This is a genomic window from Micromonospora sp. CP22, from assembly GCF_009712475.1.
Taxonomy (GTDB): Bacteria; Actinomycetota; Actinomycetes; order Mycobacteriales; family Micromonosporaceae; genus Micromonospora.
Genome location: NZ_VCJO01000006.1, coordinates 130,970 through 148,674 on the forward strand (window position 1 = coordinate 130,970; position 17,705 = coordinate 148,674).

General features: G+C 70.4%; 16 protein-coding genes. 7 read left to right on the forward strand and 9 right to left on the reverse strand.

Going from position 1 to position 17,705, the window contains the following annotated elements; translation table 11 throughout:
* Positions 1-102 precede the first annotated feature (102 nt).
* Positions 103-951, reverse strand: a complete 849-nt coding sequence (locus tag FF096_RS13295; RefSeq protein ID WP_155218132.1) for a helix-turn-helix transcriptional regulator — start codon at positions 949-951, stop codon at positions 103-105.
* 103 nt (positions 952-1,054) lie between these two features.
* Between FF096_RS13295 and FF096_RS13300 the strand changes: the two genes are divergently transcribed.
* From FF096_RS13300 to FF096_RS27485, 4 genes are all read left to right on the forward strand, one after another.
* Positions 1,055-1,684, forward strand: a complete 630-nt coding sequence (locus FF096_RS13300) for an NADPH-dependent FMN reductase (protein ID WP_155217913.1) — start codon at positions 1,055-1,057, stop codon at positions 1,682-1,684.
* Complete coding sequence (locus FF096_RS13305; RefSeq protein ID WP_155217915.1) at positions 1,681-1,983, forward strand: hypothetical protein; 303 nt, start codon at positions 1,681-1,683, stop codon at positions 1,981-1,983. The genes FF096_RS13300 and FF096_RS13305 overlap by 4 nt, the downstream gene beginning before the upstream one ends.
* Before the next feature lie 222 nt (positions 1,984-2,205).
* A complete protein-coding gene (locus FF096_RS13310; RefSeq protein ID WP_155217917.1) occupies positions 2,206-2,955 on the forward strand; it encodes a YebC/PmpR family DNA-binding transcriptional regulator in 750 nt (249 codons plus the stop codon).
* A 164-nt stretch (positions 2,956-3,119) separates the two neighbouring features.
* Complete coding sequence (locus tag FF096_RS27485) at positions 3,120-3,302, forward strand: hypothetical protein (protein WP_375335337.1); 183 nt, start codon at positions 3,120-3,122, stop codon at positions 3,300-3,302.
* Between the two features lie 70 nt (positions 3,303-3,372).
* Here the strand turns inward: FF096_RS27485 and FF096_RS13320 are convergent, their stop codons facing one another.
* From FF096_RS13320 to FF096_RS13355, 8 genes are all read right to left on the reverse strand, one after another.
* Positions 3,373-4,434 (reverse strand): ABC transporter permease, encoded by a 1,062-nt coding sequence (locus FF096_RS13320; RefSeq protein WP_309223219.1) that lies wholly within the window; start codon positions 4,432-4,434, stop codon positions 3,373-3,375.
* Positions 4,431-5,324, reverse strand: coding sequence for an ATP-binding cassette domain-containing protein (locus tag FF096_RS13325; RefSeq protein WP_309223220.1), 894 nt, complete (start codon positions 5,322-5,324; stop codon positions 4,431-4,433). Before FF096_RS13325 ends, FF096_RS13320 begins: the two co-directional genes overlap by 4 nt.
* 80 nt (positions 5,325-5,404) lie before the next feature.
* A complete protein-coding gene (locus tag FF096_RS13330) occupies positions 5,405-6,085 on the reverse strand; it encodes a response regulator transcription factor (protein WP_309223221.1) in 681 nt (226 codons plus the stop codon).
* The gene (locus FF096_RS13335) at positions 6,082-7,437 is read right to left on the reverse strand and encodes a sensor histidine kinase (protein WP_155217921.1); all 1,356 of its coding nucleotides are present in this window, start codon (positions 7,435-7,437) and stop codon (positions 6,082-6,084) included. The genes FF096_RS13330 and FF096_RS13335 overlap by 4 nt, the downstream gene beginning before the upstream one ends.
* Positions 7,438-7,627: 190 nt before the next feature.
* Positions 7,628-9,583 (reverse strand): M48 family metalloprotease, encoded by a 1,956-nt coding sequence (locus FF096_RS13340; protein WP_155217924.1) that lies wholly within the window; start codon positions 9,581-9,583, stop codon positions 7,628-7,630.
* Positions 9,584-9,593: 10 nt separating this feature from the next.
* On the reverse strand, positions 9,594-10,190 hold the full coding sequence (locus tag FF096_RS13345; protein ID WP_155217926.1) for a LemA family protein: 597 nt from the start codon (positions 10,188-10,190) through the stop codon (positions 9,594-9,596).
* 72 nt (positions 10,191-10,262) lie between these two features.
* On the reverse strand, positions 10,263-11,207 hold the full coding sequence (locus FF096_RS13350) for a permease prefix domain 1-containing protein (RefSeq protein WP_155217928.1): 945 nt from the start codon (positions 11,205-11,207) through the stop codon (positions 10,263-10,265).
* Positions 11,204-11,545: a PadR family transcriptional regulator gene (locus tag FF096_RS13355; protein ID WP_155217930.1), complete on the reverse strand. Its 342-nt coding sequence runs from the start codon at positions 11,543-11,545 to the stop codon at positions 11,204-11,206. Before FF096_RS13355 ends, FF096_RS13350 begins: the two co-directional genes overlap by 4 nt.
* A gap of 139 nt (positions 11,546-11,684) precedes the next feature.
* Here FF096_RS13355 and FF096_RS13360 point away from each other — a divergent pair, with 139 nt between their 5' ends.
* The 3 genes from FF096_RS13360 (at position 11,685) to dnaE (ending at position 17,684) form a co-directional block, all read left to right on the forward strand.
* Complete coding sequence (locus FF096_RS13360; protein ID WP_309223222.1) at positions 11,685-12,299, forward strand: TetR family transcriptional regulator; 615 nt, start codon at positions 11,685-11,687, stop codon at positions 12,297-12,299.
* A 90-nt stretch (positions 12,300-12,389) separates the two neighbouring features.
* On the forward strand, positions 12,390-13,970 hold the full coding sequence (locus tag FF096_RS13365) for an MDR family MFS transporter (RefSeq protein ID WP_155217932.1): 1,581 nt from the start codon (positions 12,390-12,392) through the stop codon (positions 13,968-13,970).
* 180 nt (positions 13,971-14,150) lie between these two features.
* Positions 14,151-17,684: a DNA polymerase III subunit alpha gene (gene dnaE / locus FF096_RS13370; RefSeq protein WP_155217934.1), complete on the forward strand. Its 3,534-nt coding sequence runs from the start codon at positions 14,151-14,153 to the stop codon at positions 17,682-17,684.
* The last annotated feature ends 21 nt before the right edge of the window (positions 17,685-17,705 follow it).

Here is a 17,705-nt window from a genome sequence, read left to right on the forward strand (position 1 = left end):
GCCCGACGGGAGGCACCAACGTCGGAAAAGTTGCTGCCTCCGAGCGGCGGCGGAGGCGGCAGTTCCCGAACCTGCGTGGATCTTGAGCGAGTCGAGTGCCGCTCAGCCGGCGACCGAGCGGAGACCGCCCGGGCGGCGGCCCAGCAGGCGGTCCAGTGCCGTGGCGCTGTCCGGGTCGGCGGGCTGCTGCACCACCAGCCGCTGCTGGTCGTCGGCGAGTTCCAGCGTCTCGTACGACAGCCGCAGCGGCCCCACCTCCGGATGCCGCAGCCGGCGCACCCCGCTGGACTGCACCGCGACCGGCCGGCGCTGCCACCGGGACCGGAACGGTACCCCGACGGTACGGTCGAGCCGTTCGGCGAACGCGTCGGTGGCCGGGTCGCCGCCGCGCAACCGGTGCAGGTCGGCGACCTGCTGGTCGGCGAGGTCGGCCCAGTCGGGGAAGTGCTCCGGTGCCCGTTCGTCGGCGAAGATGAACCACACGAGGTTGGGCTGCTCGTCGTCGAGCAGCCCCAGCGGGCGCGCCAGCCGGTCGAACGGCTCGTTCCAGGCCAGCACGTCGCCGAGCCGGTTGAGCAGGTAGGCCGGTCGGTCGCGCAACGACTCCAGCAGCGTCCGGACCGGCGGACGGACGGTACGCGACACGAACGGCCGCCCACCCGCGCACAGTTCCCGGCGTTGGTCGACCGACGCGAGTTGCTGGAGGTGCCGCCGGTCGGCGTCGTCGAGCCGCAGCGCGTCGGCCAGCGCGGCGAGGATGCCGGGCGACGGGCGGGTGTCCCGGCCCTGTTCGAGGCGGGTCAGGTACTCCACGCTGACCTGGGCCAACGTGGCCAACTCCGCACGCCGCAGGCCGGGCGTACGCCGCCGGCCGTTGGTGGGCAACCCGACCTGCTCGGGGCGTAGCGCCTCCCGGCGGCTGCGGAGGAACGCGCCCAATTCGCCGTCCATCACGCGTCCAGTCTGCCCCGATCGCCGCCGGGGAGCATGGCCCCGCCAGGGCTACCCTCACGCCGGTCTCCCCGAGTGTCGCCCACGGCTGTGGGATCGGGTCATGGACAGAACGCACGAGAACGAACCGATCACGGTGGGCCTGGTCGTGGGCAGCAGCCGCCCGGGGCGGCGTGGCCCGACGGTGGGAAAGTGGGCGGCCGAGACGATGGCCGGGCATCCGGCCGCGCGCGCGGGTGGGCTGACCGTCGAGCTGGTCGATCTCGCCGAGCAGCGGCTGCCGATGCTCGACGAGCCGGTGCCGGCCCGATTCGGCGACTACCGGCACGACCACACCCGTCGCTGGTCGTCGGTGGTGTCCGCCTACGACGCCTTCGTCTTCGTCACCCCGGAGTACAACAGCTCGGTCCCGGCGGTGCTGAAGAACGCCATCGACTACCTGGACGCCGAGTGGCGCGGCAAGCCGGCCGGAGTGCTCAGTTACGGCTCTCGCGGGGGCGGGCAGGCGGCCGAGCACCTCCGGGTGATCCTGGGTGAGGTGGGCATGGCCGTCGTACCGGGCCACGTCGAGTTGCGACTCTTCACCGACTTCCAGTGGCCCGCCGGGAGCGCCACGGACCCGACCGCGCACGCCCGCATCGCACCCGCGCCGGAACGTGCCGCCGAACTGGCGATCATGGTGACCGAGCTGGTGGACGCCGTTCGCGGCGCCGTCCCGGTGCCGGTGCGATGAGCGTGGACACCCTCCTGATCAGTTACCGGGTCCGGGCCGACCGTCTCGACGAGCATCTGGCCCTGCTCGACGCGGTGTACCGGGAGTTGGACCGGCTCCGCCCGCCCGGGTTCCGCTACCAGACCCTGCGGCTCGACGACGGGCTCAGCTTCGTCGACGTCGTCATGGGGCCGGATCTGCCCGGACCGCTGCCGTCGCTGGAGTCGTTCGGCCGCTTCCGGGCGGAGCTGGAGGGGCGCTGCGAGCAGCGCAGCACGGCCGAATTCACCGTGCTGGGGTCGTACGGCATGGGGGAATGACTTCGTCCGCTTTGTGTTGATCGGGGGAGAGCCGGCCGAAGGCTGACGTGCGGCGGGTGACGGCCACCCGCCGTACGTCGGTAGGATTGTCGAGATTCGGCAGGGCCATCTGCCCGTCCACGGCTTCCACCAGGGCTGACCGGCACCACCGTGTGCGCCGGTGCGGAGCGGGGCGTGCGCGGTGCGGTCGATGCAGACGGCGGGTAGCAACGGAGGTAACAGATGTCCGGCCACTCAAAGTGGGCGACGACCAAGCACAAGAAGGCGGTCATCGACGCCAAGCGCGGCAAGATGTTCGCCAAGCTGATCAAGAACGTCGAGGTCGCGGCGCGTACCGGTGGTGGCGACCCGGCCGGCAACCCGACGCTCTACGACGCGATCCAGAAGGCCAAGAAGAACTCGGTCCCCAACGACAACATCGACCGGGCCGTCAAGCGCGGCTCCGGCCTGGAGGCCGGCGGCGCCGACTACCAGACGATCATGTACGAGGGGTACGGCCCGAACGGTGTCGCCCTGCTGATCGAGTGCCTGACCGACAACCGCAACCGCGCCGCCACCGAGGTACGCACCGCCCTGACCCGCAACGGCGGCTCCTTCGCCGACGCCGGCTCCGTGTCGTACCTCTTCTCCCGCAAGGGTGTGGTGATCGTGCCCAAGGCGGGCACCACCGAGGACGACGTGATGCTGGCGGTCCTCGACGCGGGGGCCGAGGAGGTCAACGACCTGGGCGAGGCGTTCGAGGTGGTCTCCGAGCCGGGTGACCTGATCGCCGTGCGGACCGCGCTCCAGGACGCCGGCATCGAGTACGAGTCGGCCGAATCCTCCCTGATCCCCAGCGTTACCGTCCCTCTGGACGAGGAGGGCGCGCGCAAGATCTTCAAGCTGATCGACGTCCTGGAGGACAGCGACGACGTGCAGAACGTCTACGCCAACTTCGACGTCTCCGACGAGGTCATGGCCGCCGTCGGCTGACCCGCGTACGAGTCGAAGGCGCTGACCAGGAGGTTGGCGCCTTTCTCGTGCCCCCGTCGTCCGCATCCCGATGCGGCGGGCGCCAAGCAGCACGTAGATCTTGGAAAGTTCTCGTCTTTCGCGTACGGAAACTGTCCAAGATTGCCCGCCTTGGGGCTCGAGGTGTGCGAGCGGCTGCCGAGGAGCGGCTCGACGACAACCTGCCGAACTGCTCGTTCCACCTGCGGCAGCTCGCCAAGTACGGGTTCGCCGAGCGGGTGCGCGGTGCGGACGCTCGGGACCGGCCCTGGCGGGCCACCACCCCCTGCCTGCCAGCCGACTGGGCGGCGGCACCGGCACACCGGTGATCGTCTGCACTCCGGTGACCGGCGCGGCGGCGTGTCGAGTCAGCGAAGTGCAGACGATCAAGCGGCGGGCTCAGCCGAGGGTTTCGCGTTCGCGCCAGGCGGTGCGGATGGAGGTGCGACCGTTGGTCCGCAGCAGGGAGCCCTCGTACACCCGGGCTCCGGCGAACAGGAACCCCACCGCCGTGACCAGGAGCAGGGCCAGCGAGGCGACCAGCTCCCAGCCGGCGGCATCACCGTTGAACAGCCGCAGCGGCATCGCCGTCGGCGAGGAGAACGGCAGGTAGGACAGCACCCGCATGGCGGTGACGTTCTCGTTCAGGAAGATCACCGCGAAGAACGGCAGCATCACCGCGAGTTGGACCGGCATCGACACGCCGCCGATGTCCTCCAGCCGGTTGACCAGTGCACCGGCCGCCGCCCACATCGACGCGATCAGCACGAAGCCGAGCAGGAAGAACGGCACGAACCAGCCGATCGCCGGTCCGAGCAGCGACAGCAACGCGCTGTTGTCACCGAACGCCATGCCGGCCACCGCGACCACGGCCACCAGGCTGATCTGCCCGAGCGCGAGGATCGTACCGGCGATCATCTTCCCGGCCAGCAGGGCACGGACCGGCACCGCGGCGACGAGGATCTCCACGATCCGGGTCTGCTTCTCCTCGATGATGCTCTGCGCGATCTGCACCCCGAAGGTCTGCGAGGTGAGGAAGAAGATGAAGGCGAAGGCGAACGGCACCAGGAAGGCCACCACCGGGTCCACCGCGTCCGGGTTCAACAGCCGGACCGGAGGTTCGGTGCTCAGCGCGGCGACGACGTCGTTCGGGGCGTCGTTCATGGCGAGCACCGCCGGGCCGGCGACGACCGCGGCGTCCGCGTCGCCGTCGCGTACCGCCTGCTCGGCGGCGGCGTCGTCGGCAACGGTGAGCACCTCCAGCCCGGCCGCCCGCAACGGTCCGGCTGCCGCCTCGGTCACGGCCACGGTGGAGGGACCGCCGGACAGCAGCGGCGGCAGGATCGTCGCCGCCGCCGCGATCAGCAGGAAGACGACGGTGCTGATCAGGAAGGTACGGTCGCGCAGCTTGACCCGGATCTCCCGGGCGGCGACCAGCCGGGTGGCCTGCATGGCGTTCACTTGGTGACCTCTCGGAAGATCTCGGCGAGGGACGGGGAGACCGGGCGGAACGCGCGGACCGGACCGCGTCGCAGGGCGGCGTGCAGCAGGGGTTGCTCGTCGGACCCGGCGGCCAGGTCGAAGACGGCACGCGCGCCGTCGAGGTCCACCAGGGTCACCCCGGGTTGGTCGCGCAGCCAGCCGGCGTCGCCGTCGACCACCAACTCGAAGCGGGGCGTGGTGTACGCCGAGCGCAACTCCTCCCGGCTGCCGGCGGCACGGATCGAGCCACCGGCGATGATCACCAGGTCGTCGCAGAGTCGTTCGACCACGTCGAGTTGGTGGCTGGAGAAGAGCACCGGAGCACCGGCGGCGGCCCGTTCCCGCAGGACACCGACGACCGTGTCCACGGCCAGCGGATCCAGGCCGGAGAAGGGCTCGTCGAGGACCAGTACCTCGGGGTCGTGCACCAGCGCGGCGGCGATCTGGGCGCGCTGCTGGTTGCCCAGGGACAGCGTTTCGAGCAGGTCGTTGCCCCGCTCGGCGAGACCGACCCGCTCCAGCAGCCCGTCGGTGGCGCGGCGCGCCGCCTCGGCGGTCAGCCCGTGCAGTTGGCCGAGGTAGGTCACCTGTTCCCGGACGCTCATCTTCGGATACAGGCCGCGTTCCTCCGGCATGTATCCGAAGCGACGCCGTACCTCCCGGGTCAACGGCGTGCCCTGCCACGTCACCTGGCCGGCGTCCGCGGCGAGCACCCCGAGGATGATCCGCATGGTGGTCGTCTTGCCGGCACCGTTGCCACCGACGAAGCCGGTCATCCGACCGGCGACGACGTCGAAGGACACGTTCCGGAGCACCTGGCGGTCGCCGAAGCTGCGGTCGACGGCGTCGAGGCGAAGCACATTGGTCACGGCGTTACGCTAATTCGCCGATCATGCTTGCCCGTCCGTCCTGGGACGGAGATCTGGTCTCCATCTCCCGGCGGAGGCGCTCACCCGCCAGGCCGGACCACCCCCTGCTCGTACGCGAACACCACCGCCTGCACCCGGTCCCGCAGGCCCAGCTTCGCCAGCACCCGGCTGACGTGTGACTTCACCGTCGCCTCGCCGAGGTGCAGGTCGGCGGCGATCTCGGCGTTGCTGGCGCCCCTGGCGACGAGTGCCAGGACCTCCCGTTCCCGGGGGGTCAGGCTGTCCAGGGCCTGCTTCGACGCCACGTCACCGCCGGGTTGGCCGCCCGGTCGGGCGAAGGTGGCGATCACCCGCCGGGTGAGTTCCGGCGCGAGCAGACCGTCGCCACGGGCCACCACCCGGATCGCGTCGACGAGCGCCTCCGGAGTGCCGTTCTTGAGCAGGAAGCCGCTCGCCCCGGCGCGCAACGCGGCGAACAGGTAGTCGTCGCGGTCGAACGTGGTCAGCATCAGCACGGCCGGTCCACCCGGCTCGTCGCTGTCGGCGCTGATCCGCCGGGTGGCCTCCAATCCGTCGACACCGGGCATCTCCACGTCCATCAGGACCACGTCGGGCCGCAGCGCCCGGGTCATGCCGACGGCCCGCTCCCCGTCGGCGGCCTCGCCGACCACGTCGATGTCGTCCTCGATCTCCAGGATCACCCGGAATCCGGTACGCACGAGGTGGTGGTCGTCGACGAGGAGCACGCGGATCGGGTTCACGCCGGACCTCCCGTCGGGCTCCCCGCCGGAAGCGGAAAGCGGGCCCGAACCCGCCAGCCCTCGCCGGTACGCGGGCCGACCTCCAGTTCGCCGCCGTGGGCGGTGACCCGTTCCCGCATGCCGACCAGTCCCAGCCCGTCGGTGTTCGCCGGGCGGGTGGCCCTGCCGTCGTCGCTCACCTCGACCTCCATCTCGTGTGCCAGGTAGCGGACCCGGACGTCGAGCAGACTCGCGCCGCTGGCGTGTTTCAACGTGTTCGTCACCGCTTCCTGCACCACCCGGTACGCGGCCTGGGAAACCGACTCCGGCAGCGGCACCGGGTCGCCGTACACCCCCAGGGTGGCGCGGAGCCCGGCCTCACCGGCCCGGTCCACCACCGCGGCGATCCGGTCGACACCGGCCGGCTGACGGGTGCCTTCCGGGTCGCTGTCGCGGGCCCGCAGCACGCCGAGCATCCGGCGCAACTCGTCGACCGCCTGGCGGGCGGTCTCCTCGATGGAGGCGAGCGCGGTACGCGCCTTCGCCGGATCCTTGTCGAAGACCCGTCGGCAGGCTGCCGCCTGCACCCCCATCACCGACACGTGGTGGGCGACCACGTCGTGTAGTTCCCGGGCGATCCGGACCCGTTCGCCGACCACGGCGTGCTCGCGTACCTCGGCCTGCGACCGGCGCAGTCGCTCCGCCTGTTCGGCCAGTTCGTGCTGGCGGCGGGCGGCCACCCAGGCGGTCTCGCCGAAGGCGTACGCGAACCCGAAGTACAGCACGTTGACCAGGACGCCGGTGACGATCGCGGCGATCACCGGCGGCACCGGCCCGACCGCGTCGTCGAAGGCGTAGGCGGTGAGTGATCCGTAGCTGATCGCGTAGGAGATCCCGAGCCAGACGAACATCGCGGCGATCACGCCGATTCGTAGTCGCCGGGACAGCCGCCGGTCCTGCCCCCAGGCGCCCAGGGTGTAGATGGCGATGAACAGCGCCCAGGAGGAGAGCTGCCACTCGGGTACGGCGCGGGCCTGCGATCCGATGAACGCGGCCGACACGGCCAGCGTGCTGATCGCGGGGAATCGGCGTCGCCAGATCAGGGGCAGCGGCACCGCCACGGTCCAGATGAGCTGTTCGACGCCGGACGGAGGCGGCCCGAGAGCGAAGGCCCCGGTGCTGCGCGCCAACGTCAGACTGAGCAGCGCGATGGCGGTGGCGGCCAACCCGGCGTACAGATCCAGGCGTCGCTGCTCCGGCGTCGGGCCTGGCCGCCGCCACTCGTCACTGGCCTCGGCTCGCCGCCCCCCGTCGACGGTCGCGACGGGGGGCCGCCGCTGGTGAGCGGTCTCGGTGGTCACCCTGCGCAGCATGCCATCTCCTCGCCGACCGCCGTCGCGGCGGTGAGACCGAGCCGTCGGCCCACAGCTGCCCGATCCTCACGGACAGTGCTGTCGCGCCGCCCTCGCCATGCCTCCCCACCCACGCTTTGCTCTGCTTCAACGGACGCAATGCTGACGGATCAGGCGGGCAGGGGACGTCGGGCGCGGGGGAGGGGGACGGTCAGCCGGTGCTGACGCCGACCATCGGTGGCAGCGGGCAGTGCAGCAGACCGCAGATCGTACGCAGCAACTCGACCTCCGGCACGGTCATCTCCCCGTCGTGACTGATCACCGCGACGGTGGCCGCCACCAGGCGTTCCTTGTCTGCCGGGCGCAACTCGTCCAGCACCGGCCAGGCGGTTTCCAGGGCCAGCACGCCGTTCTCCGGCGGCGCGTAGGGCAGAGGCGTGCCCGGCAGCAGCGCGGCGACACCGGCCTGGAAGGCGCGTTCCGCCTCGGCCCGGTCGGGGTGTCCGACCTGGGCGAGGATGGCCAGCAGCGCGGCTGCGGCCGACCGCGCGTCGGTGAGTTTGCGCCGGTCGGTACGCCAGCGGGAGTCCGGCCGCAGCGACTCCGCCAACTCGGCCAGGAGCAGCCGGGACAGGCAGTACTCGGTCACGTTGATCGCGCCGTCGGCGTGGATCAGGGCGAACACGGCCGCCAGCAGTGACTCCAGTTCGGCGTCCGGACGCTCCCGCAGCGCCGGGAAGGCCAGCTCGGCCAGCGGCAACCGCAGCTCGGCGGGGAGGGCGCGCAGGTCGTCGGCGGCCCGCAGCGCGCTGTCGGCCAGCTGCTGACCCTGTCGCTGGGCCACCGCGACGTACTGGTGGTTCCGGACCTCCGGCTCGGTGCTGAGCAGCAGACCGAGCAGCAGCGGCACTGCCGCGTGCCGGTCGCGGGCCCGGTCGAGCAGCGGCTCCGGGATCCGGTCGAGGATCGCCGCCGCGTGCGTGTACGCGTTCTCGGTCGGCGCGGCCACCCGGTCCAGCACCTCGCCCGGCGCGACGCGTACCCGCCCGGCGTGCCCGGTCGGCCCCGGCTGCGCCGGGGGGTGCGGCCGGTCAGGGGCGGCCGCGGGTGCCAGACCCATCGCGACGTCCTCCTGGCGGCCCGACGGCGGTGCCGCCGCCCACCGCTGGGACAGCTGCCGCAGCTCGGCCGGGTCGAACGAGGGCTCCAACGCCTTGATCCGGTCGACCAGCGGGGGGTGGGTGGCGAGCCAGGAGGCTCGGGTCGCCTCACCGAAGAGCATGTGCCCGACCTCGTCGCGCTTCGGCGACTTCAGCTCGGACCCGTCGCTCAGCCCGCCGATCTTCTTCAGCGCTCCGGCGATGCCCCGCGTCTGACGGGTGAACTGCACCGCCGAGGCGTCGGCGAGGTACTCCCGCTGGCGGGACACCGACGCCTGGATGAGCCGCCCGGCGAGCACCCCCACGTAGCCCGCCACCAGCAGGGCCAGACCCACCAGCGCCAGCGGGGCGGCGCTGCCGCCGTTGTTGTTGCCGCGTGACCGGCCACCGCCGAGGACCCCGGCGCGGGCCAGCCCACGGCCGATCACGGTCAGGAAGAGGATGCCGAACAGCAGCCCCATCAGCCGGATGTTCAGCCGCATGTCGCCGTTGACGACGTGACTGAACTCGTGGGCGATGACCCCCTGAAGCTCGTCGCGGTTGAGTCGTTGCAACGCGCCCCGGGTCACGGCGACGGCGGCGTCGGACGGGGTCCACCCGGCGGCGAAGGCGTTGATCGCCGTCTCCTCCGGCAGGACGTAGACCTCGGGCACGGGTACGCCGGAGGCCAACGCCATCTCCTCGACGACGTTGCGCAACCGGCGCAGCTCCGGGTCGGTGGTGTTGGCCGGCACCGGCACCCCGCCCAACTCGCGGGCCACCTTCCCGCCGCCGCTGCGCAATGCGAGCGTACGCACCAGGGCGGCCAGCCCGATCGCGACGACGGTGGCGACGGTGACGATCGCGATCAGGCCGACGAGCTGGCCGGGGTCGGCGGTGGTGGCGTTGAAGGCGAACAGTGCCGCGAGGTTCACCACCACCACGATGCCGACCACGGCCAGCACGAACAGCAGTACCAACCGGGTCGACAGCCGGCGTACCTGGCGCTGCCGTTCGAAGAAGTTCATCGCGGCCCGATCAGAACGAGACCTGCGGCGCCTGGCGCTGCTGCGGGTCGTCCGGCTGGAACAGCGCCGCCGGCCCGAACGAGAACATCCCCGCCACCACGCTGGAGGGGAAGACCTCGCGCTTGTTGTTGTAGGCCATCACCGCGTCGTTGTACGCCTGGCGGGCGAAGGCGACCCGGTTCTCGGTGGAGGTCAGCTCCTCCGACAGCTGCATCATGTTCTGGTTGGCCTTGAGGTCCGGGTACGCCTCGGAGAGCGCGAACAGCCGGCCCAGGGTGGCGGTGAGGGCGTTCTCCGCGCCGCTGAGCTGCTGCATCGCCGCCGGGTCGCCGGGCGTCGCCGCGGCGGTGGCCTGTGCGTTGACGGCGGCGTTACGCGCGTTGATCACCGCTTCGAGGGTTTCCCGCTCGTGCTTGAGGTAGCCCTTGGCGGTCTCGACCAGGTTGGGGATGAGGTCGTGCCGCCGGACGAGCTGCACGTCGATCTGGGCGAAGGCGTTGCGGTACGCGTTGCGGGCCCGGACCAGACCGTTGTAGATCGACACGCCGAAGGCGAGCACCGCCACGACGATCACCACCAGACACAACAGTCCGATGATCAGTTCCATGGCCGCTCCCTCGGTGTGTGTCGGTAACTTCCGCTGATCATCGTACGGTCGTCGGTCCAGACCCGCTCCTGCTCAGCGCGCTGACCGCTGCGCCTTGACCGCGCTGTCGACCACGTCCCAGAGGGTGATGGCGACGATCACCACGACGGAGATCCGGGCGACGGTGTCGATTCCGCCGTCGCGCAACCAGGCGAACCGGTCGACGAACTCCGGGTTGAGCAGCCGGTCGGTGAGCAGCAGCCAGATCGCCGGCACCGCGAACGCCAGGTTGAGCACGGCGTTGACGACGACCAACGGCCAGGTCCACCGACCGGCGCGGTATTTGGCCAGCTCCAGCCCGATGTTGGCGACCAGCACGAGGATGAACACCGGCAACCAGGACGACCAGAGCGCCGGGTCGAGGATCGGGAGCCGTTCGCCGGCACCGATGACGGTCTGGAAGTGCTGCCACGGCAGGAAGGCGATGAACAGGCACAGGAACACCAGCGAGGCGCAGACGTCGACGAGGGTGGTGCCGCGCTGGACCGGCTCGGCGGGGAGTTGGTCGACGGTCCACTTCGGCATGTTCAACGGGGTGCCGAGCCGTTCGAGCACCGCGAAGACCGCCGTCACCCAGAAGGCGATCTGCACCGCGACGTTGAACGCCGCGCTCACCCCGGCCCCGATGGCACCGGCCGGGTTGTCGGAGATGGTGGCCTGCACCACGCCGACCACCAACCCGACGAGGGCGGGCACGAAGCTGAGCAACAGGATCAGCAGGCGTTGCCAGGCCAGGTAGTAGGCGGGGCCGATGAGTTGGAGTCGACGGTCGGCGTAGCGGGCGGCGAGCTGGGCCGGGTCGCCCAGCTCGGTGAGGACCTCGCGCTCGGCCGTCTCGGCGTCCTGGCCGGTGGACGCCCGCCCTTCGACCATGTCCGCGATGAGGGCGCGCAGTTCGGTGGCGATCTCGTCGCGTCGCGCGGTCGGCACCGAGCGCAGGGTCGCGGCGAGATAGCGGTCGGTCAGGGTGGTTGTCATCGGGGGGCTCCTTCGATCAGGGCGGCCAGGGAGGTCTGCACGGCGGCGAAGTCGTCGAGGAGGAGGCGCAGCACCTGCTCGCCGGACTCACTGGTCCGGTAGAACTTGCGCGGCCGGCTCTCTTCGGTGTTCCACTCGCTGGTCAGCAGCCCCTGGTCCTCAAGTCGGCGCAGCAGGGGGTAGAGGGTGTTGGCGTCGACCGGGAAGCCGTGCCCGGTCAGACGTTGCAGCAGCGCGTAGCCGTAGTCGGGTTGGCGTAGGGCGACCAGGCTCGCCACCACGACCGTGCCCCGGCGTAGCTCCTGAAGGTGGGTCCGAAGGACCTCGTCAACGGCCATGTGTCACACCATACTGTGTGTCGCACAGCATTGTCTATCGCACATCGCTGTCTGACGCCCGACATGGTGTCACCCGATGGGTTTGGCGTCACAAGATGAAACTTTGCGGAGACTGCACGTTTGGTTCTAGGGTTTCGCCGTGACCCTCGACGACACGCAGCTGGGCCGGCGGGACCGCAAGAAGCGGCAGACCCGGGCCGCCCTCGCCACCGCCGCGCTGCGACTGGTCGCCGAACACGGGCTCGACCAGGTGACGGTCGAGGAGATCAGCGAGGCGGCGGACGTCTCCGCCCGGACGTTCTTCAACTACTTCCCGACCAAGGACGACGCCCTGGTGGGCGACCCCGAGGGGGAACGCGAGCGGGTGCTGCGTGCGCTCGCCGCCGTGCCCGTCGAGCAGCCCGCCCTGGAGGCGATGCGGCGGGCGTTCGCCGAACTGGTCGAGGAGATGCAGGGCGACGCCGAGCTGTGGCGGCTGCGGATGGGGGTCGTGGTGCAGCACCCGGTCCTGCTGGCGCGTCTCGTCGCCGGCAACGCCACCACCGAGAAGGCGCTCGTCGCGGCCGTGGCCGAACGCACCGGCCTGCCCGCCGACCATGGGTACCCCGCACTCGTGGTGGCGGTCGCCGGAGCCGCCCTGCGTACCGCGATGGTCCGGTGGGCGACCTGCGGCGCGGCCGGCTCCCTGGCGACGCTGCTCGACGAGGCGTTCGCCGCCGTCGCCGCCGGCCTGCCCGACCCCCGCACCGGCTGACCGGCCGGGGCGCACCCTCGGGCCCGACGAGGCCCGCTCCAACCACCGGCGTGACCGCGCCGGGGCAGCACCATGCGTGAGGAAAGGTCCATGACAGCTACGACTGAGCCGGTCGGCGCGCCCGTGACCGGCGCCGACCGGATGTCCCGCCGGGAGATCCTGCAAGCCCTCTCCGGGCTGATGGTCGGCATGTTCGTCGCGATTCTCGCCTCGACGGTGGTGGCCAACGCGCTGCCCCGCATCATCGCCGACCTCAACGGCACCCAGACCGTCTACACCTGGATCGTCACCACCGAGCTGCTGGCGATGACCGCCACCGTGCCGCTCTGGGGCAAGATGGCCGACCTCTACAGCAAGAAGCTGCTCATCCAGCTCTCCCTCGGCCTGTTCGTGGTCGGCTCGCTGATCGCCGGGCTCACCCCGAACGTCGAGGTGCTCCTGGTCAGCCGGGTCGTCCAGGGGATCGGGGCCGGTGGCATGACCGCCCTGGCGATGATCGTGATGGCCGCGATGATCCCGCCCCGGGAGCTGGGTCGCTACGCCGGCATCTTCGGTGCCGTCTTCGGCGTCGGCACCATCGCCGGCCCGCTCATCGGCGGCGTCCTGGTGGACACCTCCTGGCTGGGCTGGCGCTGGTGCTTCCTGATCGGCGTACCGTTCAGCATCCTGTCCATCGTGCTGCTCCAGCGGACCCTGCACCTGCCGGTCATCCGCCGTGAGGTACGCATCGACTGGCTCGGCGCGGCGTTGATCACCGCTGGGGTCTCCACCCTGCTGATCTGGTCGTCACTGGCCGGCCACAAGTTCGCCTGGGTGTCCGGCTGGACCGCGCTGCTGGTCGCCGGTGGGTTGGCGCTGCTGGTGGCGGCCGTCTGGGTGGAGGCCCGGGTACCCGAACCGATCATCCCGCTGAAGATCTTCCGCAGCCGGACCGTCGCGTTGACCACCGTCGCCAGCATGCTGGTCGGCGTCGCCCTCTTCGGCGGCACGGTGTTCCTGTCCCAGTACTTCCAGACCTCGCTGGGCAAGTCGCCGACGATCGCCGGCCTGATGAGCCTGCCGATGATTCTCGGCCTGCTGGTCTCCTCCACGGTCGCCGGCCAGCTCATCACGAAGTTCGGCCGGTGGAAGGCGTACCTGGTGGCGGGGGCGGCCGTGATGGTCGTCGGGATGCTGCTGCTGTCGACCATCACCGTCGACACCCCACTGCCGCTGCTGTTCAGCTACATGGCACTGCTCGGCATCGGGGTCGGCATGCTCATGCAGAACCTGGTCCTGGCGGCGCAGAACGACGTGCCCGCCCACGAGCTGGGTGCCGCCACCTCCGTGCTGACCTTCTTCCGCAGCATGGGCGGCGCGATCGGCGTGAGCGCCCTCGGCGCGGTGCTGGCCAACCGGGTCACCGGCCTGATGACCGAGCAACTCGGGCCCGCGGCGGGCGTCACCGACGGCGGCACGACCGAGGTACCCGACCTCTCCGCGCTGCCCGAGCCGATCCTGGCGATCGTGCGGGACGCGTACGCCACCGCCACCTCGGAGCTGTTCCTGATCGGCGCGCCGATCGCCTTCCTCGCTCTGGTCGCGGTGCTGTTCATCCGGGAGAAGGCGCTGCACACGGTCAGCGGCGACGAGCGGGCCCGTCAGGAGGCGGCGCTGCCCACCGGGCACTGAGCATCCTGCTCCCGACGAACGCGGGGTGCCCGGGAACGGGCACCCCGCGTCCGCCTGCGTCCGGTCCGAGTCCGCCAACCGACTGTCGTACGGGGGCCGCGCGGCGTGCTGGAACGCCCGCGGGAGGCAGCGTTAGGGTTAGCCCCGACCGACTCGATCAGCTACCCGGGGGGCCTCCGCATGGGCGATTCGTTCGCGCATCTGCACGTGCACACGGAGTACTCGATGCTCGACGGGGCAGCCCGGCTCAGGGACCTGTTCGCCGAGGTCAAGCGGCAGGGGATGCCGGCGGTGGCGATGACCGACCACGGCAACATGCACGGCGCGAACGACTTCTACAAGCAGGCGATGGCCGCCGGGGTGACCCCGATCCTGGGCATCGAGGCGTACGTGGCGCCGGAGTCACGGTTTCACAAGCAGCGGGTGCGGTGGGGGCGACCGGAGCAGAAGGGCGACGACGTCTCGGGTAGCGGTGGCTACACCCACAAGACGATCTGGGCGCGCAACCGGACCGGTCTGCACAACCTGTTCGCGCTGACCTCGCGCTCGTACACCGAGGGTTACTTCGTCAAGTGGCCACGGATGGACACCGAGCTGCTGGCCGAGTACTCCGAGGGCCTGATGGCCACCACCGGCTGCCCGTCCGGCGAGGTGCAGACCCGGCTGCGGCTCGGCCACGACGCGCAGGCCCTCGAGGCAGCCGCGAAGTACCAGGACATCTTCGGCAAGGAGAACTACTTCCTGGAGTTGATGGACCACGGGCTGGAGATCGAGAAGCGGGTCCGCGACGGCCTGCTGGAGATCGGTCGCAAGCTCAACATCCCGCCGGTGGTCACCAACGACTCGCACTACACGCACGAGTCGCAGGCCGAGGCGCACGATGTGCTGCTGTGCGTGCAGACCGGCAGCAACGTGGCCGACCCGAACCGGTTCAAGTTCGGGGGCAGCGGCTACTACATCAAGTCGGCCGACGAGATGCGCAGTGTGGACAGCTCCGACGCCTGGTTGGAGGGGTGCCGCAACACGCTGCTGGTGGCGGAGCGGGTCGACCCGTCCGGGATGTTCGAGTTCCACAACCTGATGCCACGCTTCCCGGTGCCGGAGGGGGAGACCGAGGAGTCCTGGTTCCGGAAGGAGACCTTCGCCGGGCTGGCCCGCCGATTCCCGGAGGGCATCCCCGAGGGCCACCTGGTGCAGGCCGAGTACGAGTTGGGCGTCATCATCCAGATGGGCTTCCCGTCGTACTTCCTCGTGGTGGCCGACTTCATCCAGTGGGCCAAGAGCCAGGGCATCGCCGTCGGTCCCGGCCGTGGGTCCGCGGCCGGTTCCCTGGTCGCGTACGCCCTGGGCATCACCGACCTGGATCCGATCCCGCACGGGCTGATCTTCGAACGGTTCCTCAACCCAGAGCGGGTCTCCATGCCGGATGTCGACATCGACTTCGACGAGCGTCGGCGCGGTGAGGTGATCAAGTACGTCACCGACAAGTGGGGCGAGGACAAGGTCGCGCAGATCGCCACGTTCGGCACAATCAAGGCGAAGGCCGCGATCAAGGACTCGGCCCGGGTGCTGGGCTACCCGTACGCGGTCGGCGACCGGATCACCAAGGCCATGCCGCCGGCGGTGATGGGCAAGGACATCCCGCTCACCGGCATCTTCGACCCGAAGCACCCCCGCTACGCCGAGGCCGGCGAGATCCGGGGCCTGTACGAGTCGGACCCCGACGTCCGCAAGGTGATCGACACCGCCAAGGGCATCGAGGGGTTGATCCGGCAGACCGGGGTGCACGCGGCGGGCGTCATCATGTCCGCCGAGCCGATCATCGAGCACATCCCGCTGATGCGCCGCGACGCCGACGGGGCCATCATCACCCAGTTCGACTACCCGACGTGCGAGTCGCTCGGGTTGTTGAAGATGGACTTCCTCGGCCTGCGGAACCTGACGATCATCGACGACGCGCTGAAGAACATCGAGCTGAACCACGGCCGCAAGGTCGACCTGCTCAAGCTGCCGCTGGACGACAAACCGACGTACGAACTGCTCGCCCGAGGTGACACCCTCGGCGTGTTCCAGCTCGACGGCGGGCCGATGCGTTCGCTGCTGCGGCTGATGAAGCCGGACAACTTCGAGGACATCTCCGCCGTCCTGGCGCTGTACCGGCCCGGCCCGATGGGGGCCAACTCGCACACGAACTACGCGCTGCGCAAGAACGGGCTCCAGGAGATCACCCCGATCCACCCGGAGTTGGCCGAGCCGCTGGAGGAGATCCTCGGCCCGACCTACGGCCTGATCGTCTACCAGGAGCAGGTGCAGCGCGCCGCCCAGGTGCTCGCCGGGTACAGCCTCGGCAAGGCCGACCTGCTGCGCCGGGCGATGGGCAAGAAGAAGAAGGAGGTCCTCGACAAGGAGTTCATCCCGTTCCGCGACGGGATGCGCAACAACGGCTACTCCGACGAGGCCATCCAAACCCTGTGGGACATCCTCGTCCCGTTCGCCGACTACGCGTTCAACAAGGCGCACACCGCCGGTTACGGGCTGGTGTCGTACTGGACCGGCTACCTGAAGGCCAACTACCCGGCCGAGTACATGGCGGCGTTGCTGACCTCCGTCGGCGACGACAAGGACAAGATGGCCATGTACCTGTCGGAGTGCCGCCGGATGGGCATCCAGGTGCTGCCGCCGGACGTGAACACCTCGGCCGGCCCGTTCACCCCGGTCGGGCGGGAGATCCGCTTCGGGCTCGGCGCGATCCGCAACGTCGGCGCGAACGTGGTGGCCTCGATCATGCGCTGCCGCGAGGAGAAGGGCGAGTACACCGACTTCTACGACTTCCTGTCCAAGGTGGACGCGGTGGTCTGCAACAAGAAGACCATCGAATCCTTGATCAAGGCGGGGGCGTTCGACTCGCTCAAGCACCCCCGCAAGGGCCTGCTCGCCGTGCACGCCGACGCCATCGACGCGTACGCGGACGTCAAGCGCAAGGAGGCCGTCGGGCAGTACGACCTGTTCGGCGCGGGTTTCGGCGACACCGAGGTGGCGACGAACACCACGGTCATGCCGACCATCGCCGAGGGGGAGTGGGACAAGCGCGACAAGCTCGCCTTCGAACGCGAGATGCTCGGCCTGTACGTCTCCGACCACCCGTTGTTCGGTCTGGAACACGTCCTCGGCGCGGCGGCCGACACCACCATCGCGGCGCTGTCGGAGGAGGGCACCGTGCCCGACGGTGCGGTGGTCACCCTCGCCGGCATCCTCTCCGGCGTGCAGCGACGGGTCACCAAGCAGGGTCGGGCGTGGGCCTCGGCGACCCTGGAGGACCTCGCCGGTGGCGTGGAGACGCTGTTCTTCCCGAACACCTACGAGGTGATCGGACAGTACATCGCCGAGGACGCGATCGTGGTGGTCAAGGGCCGGGTCGACCGACGCGACGACACCCCGCGCATCATGGCCATGGACATGTCCCTGCCGGACATCAGCACCACCAGCGCGAACAAGCCGGTCACCCTGACCATCCCGGTGACCCGCTGCACCCCGCCGCTGGTGGAACGGCTCAAGGAGACCCTGGTGCTGCATCCCGGCGACGCGGAGGTGCACGTCAAACTGCTCAACGGCACCCGGAGCACCACCCTGCGACTGGGGCCGGTACGCGTCGCCGCCACCACCGCCCTGATGGCCGACCTGAAAAGCGTCCTGGGCCCCGCCAACGTGAACTAGCCCGGGCGGGCCGGGGGCCAC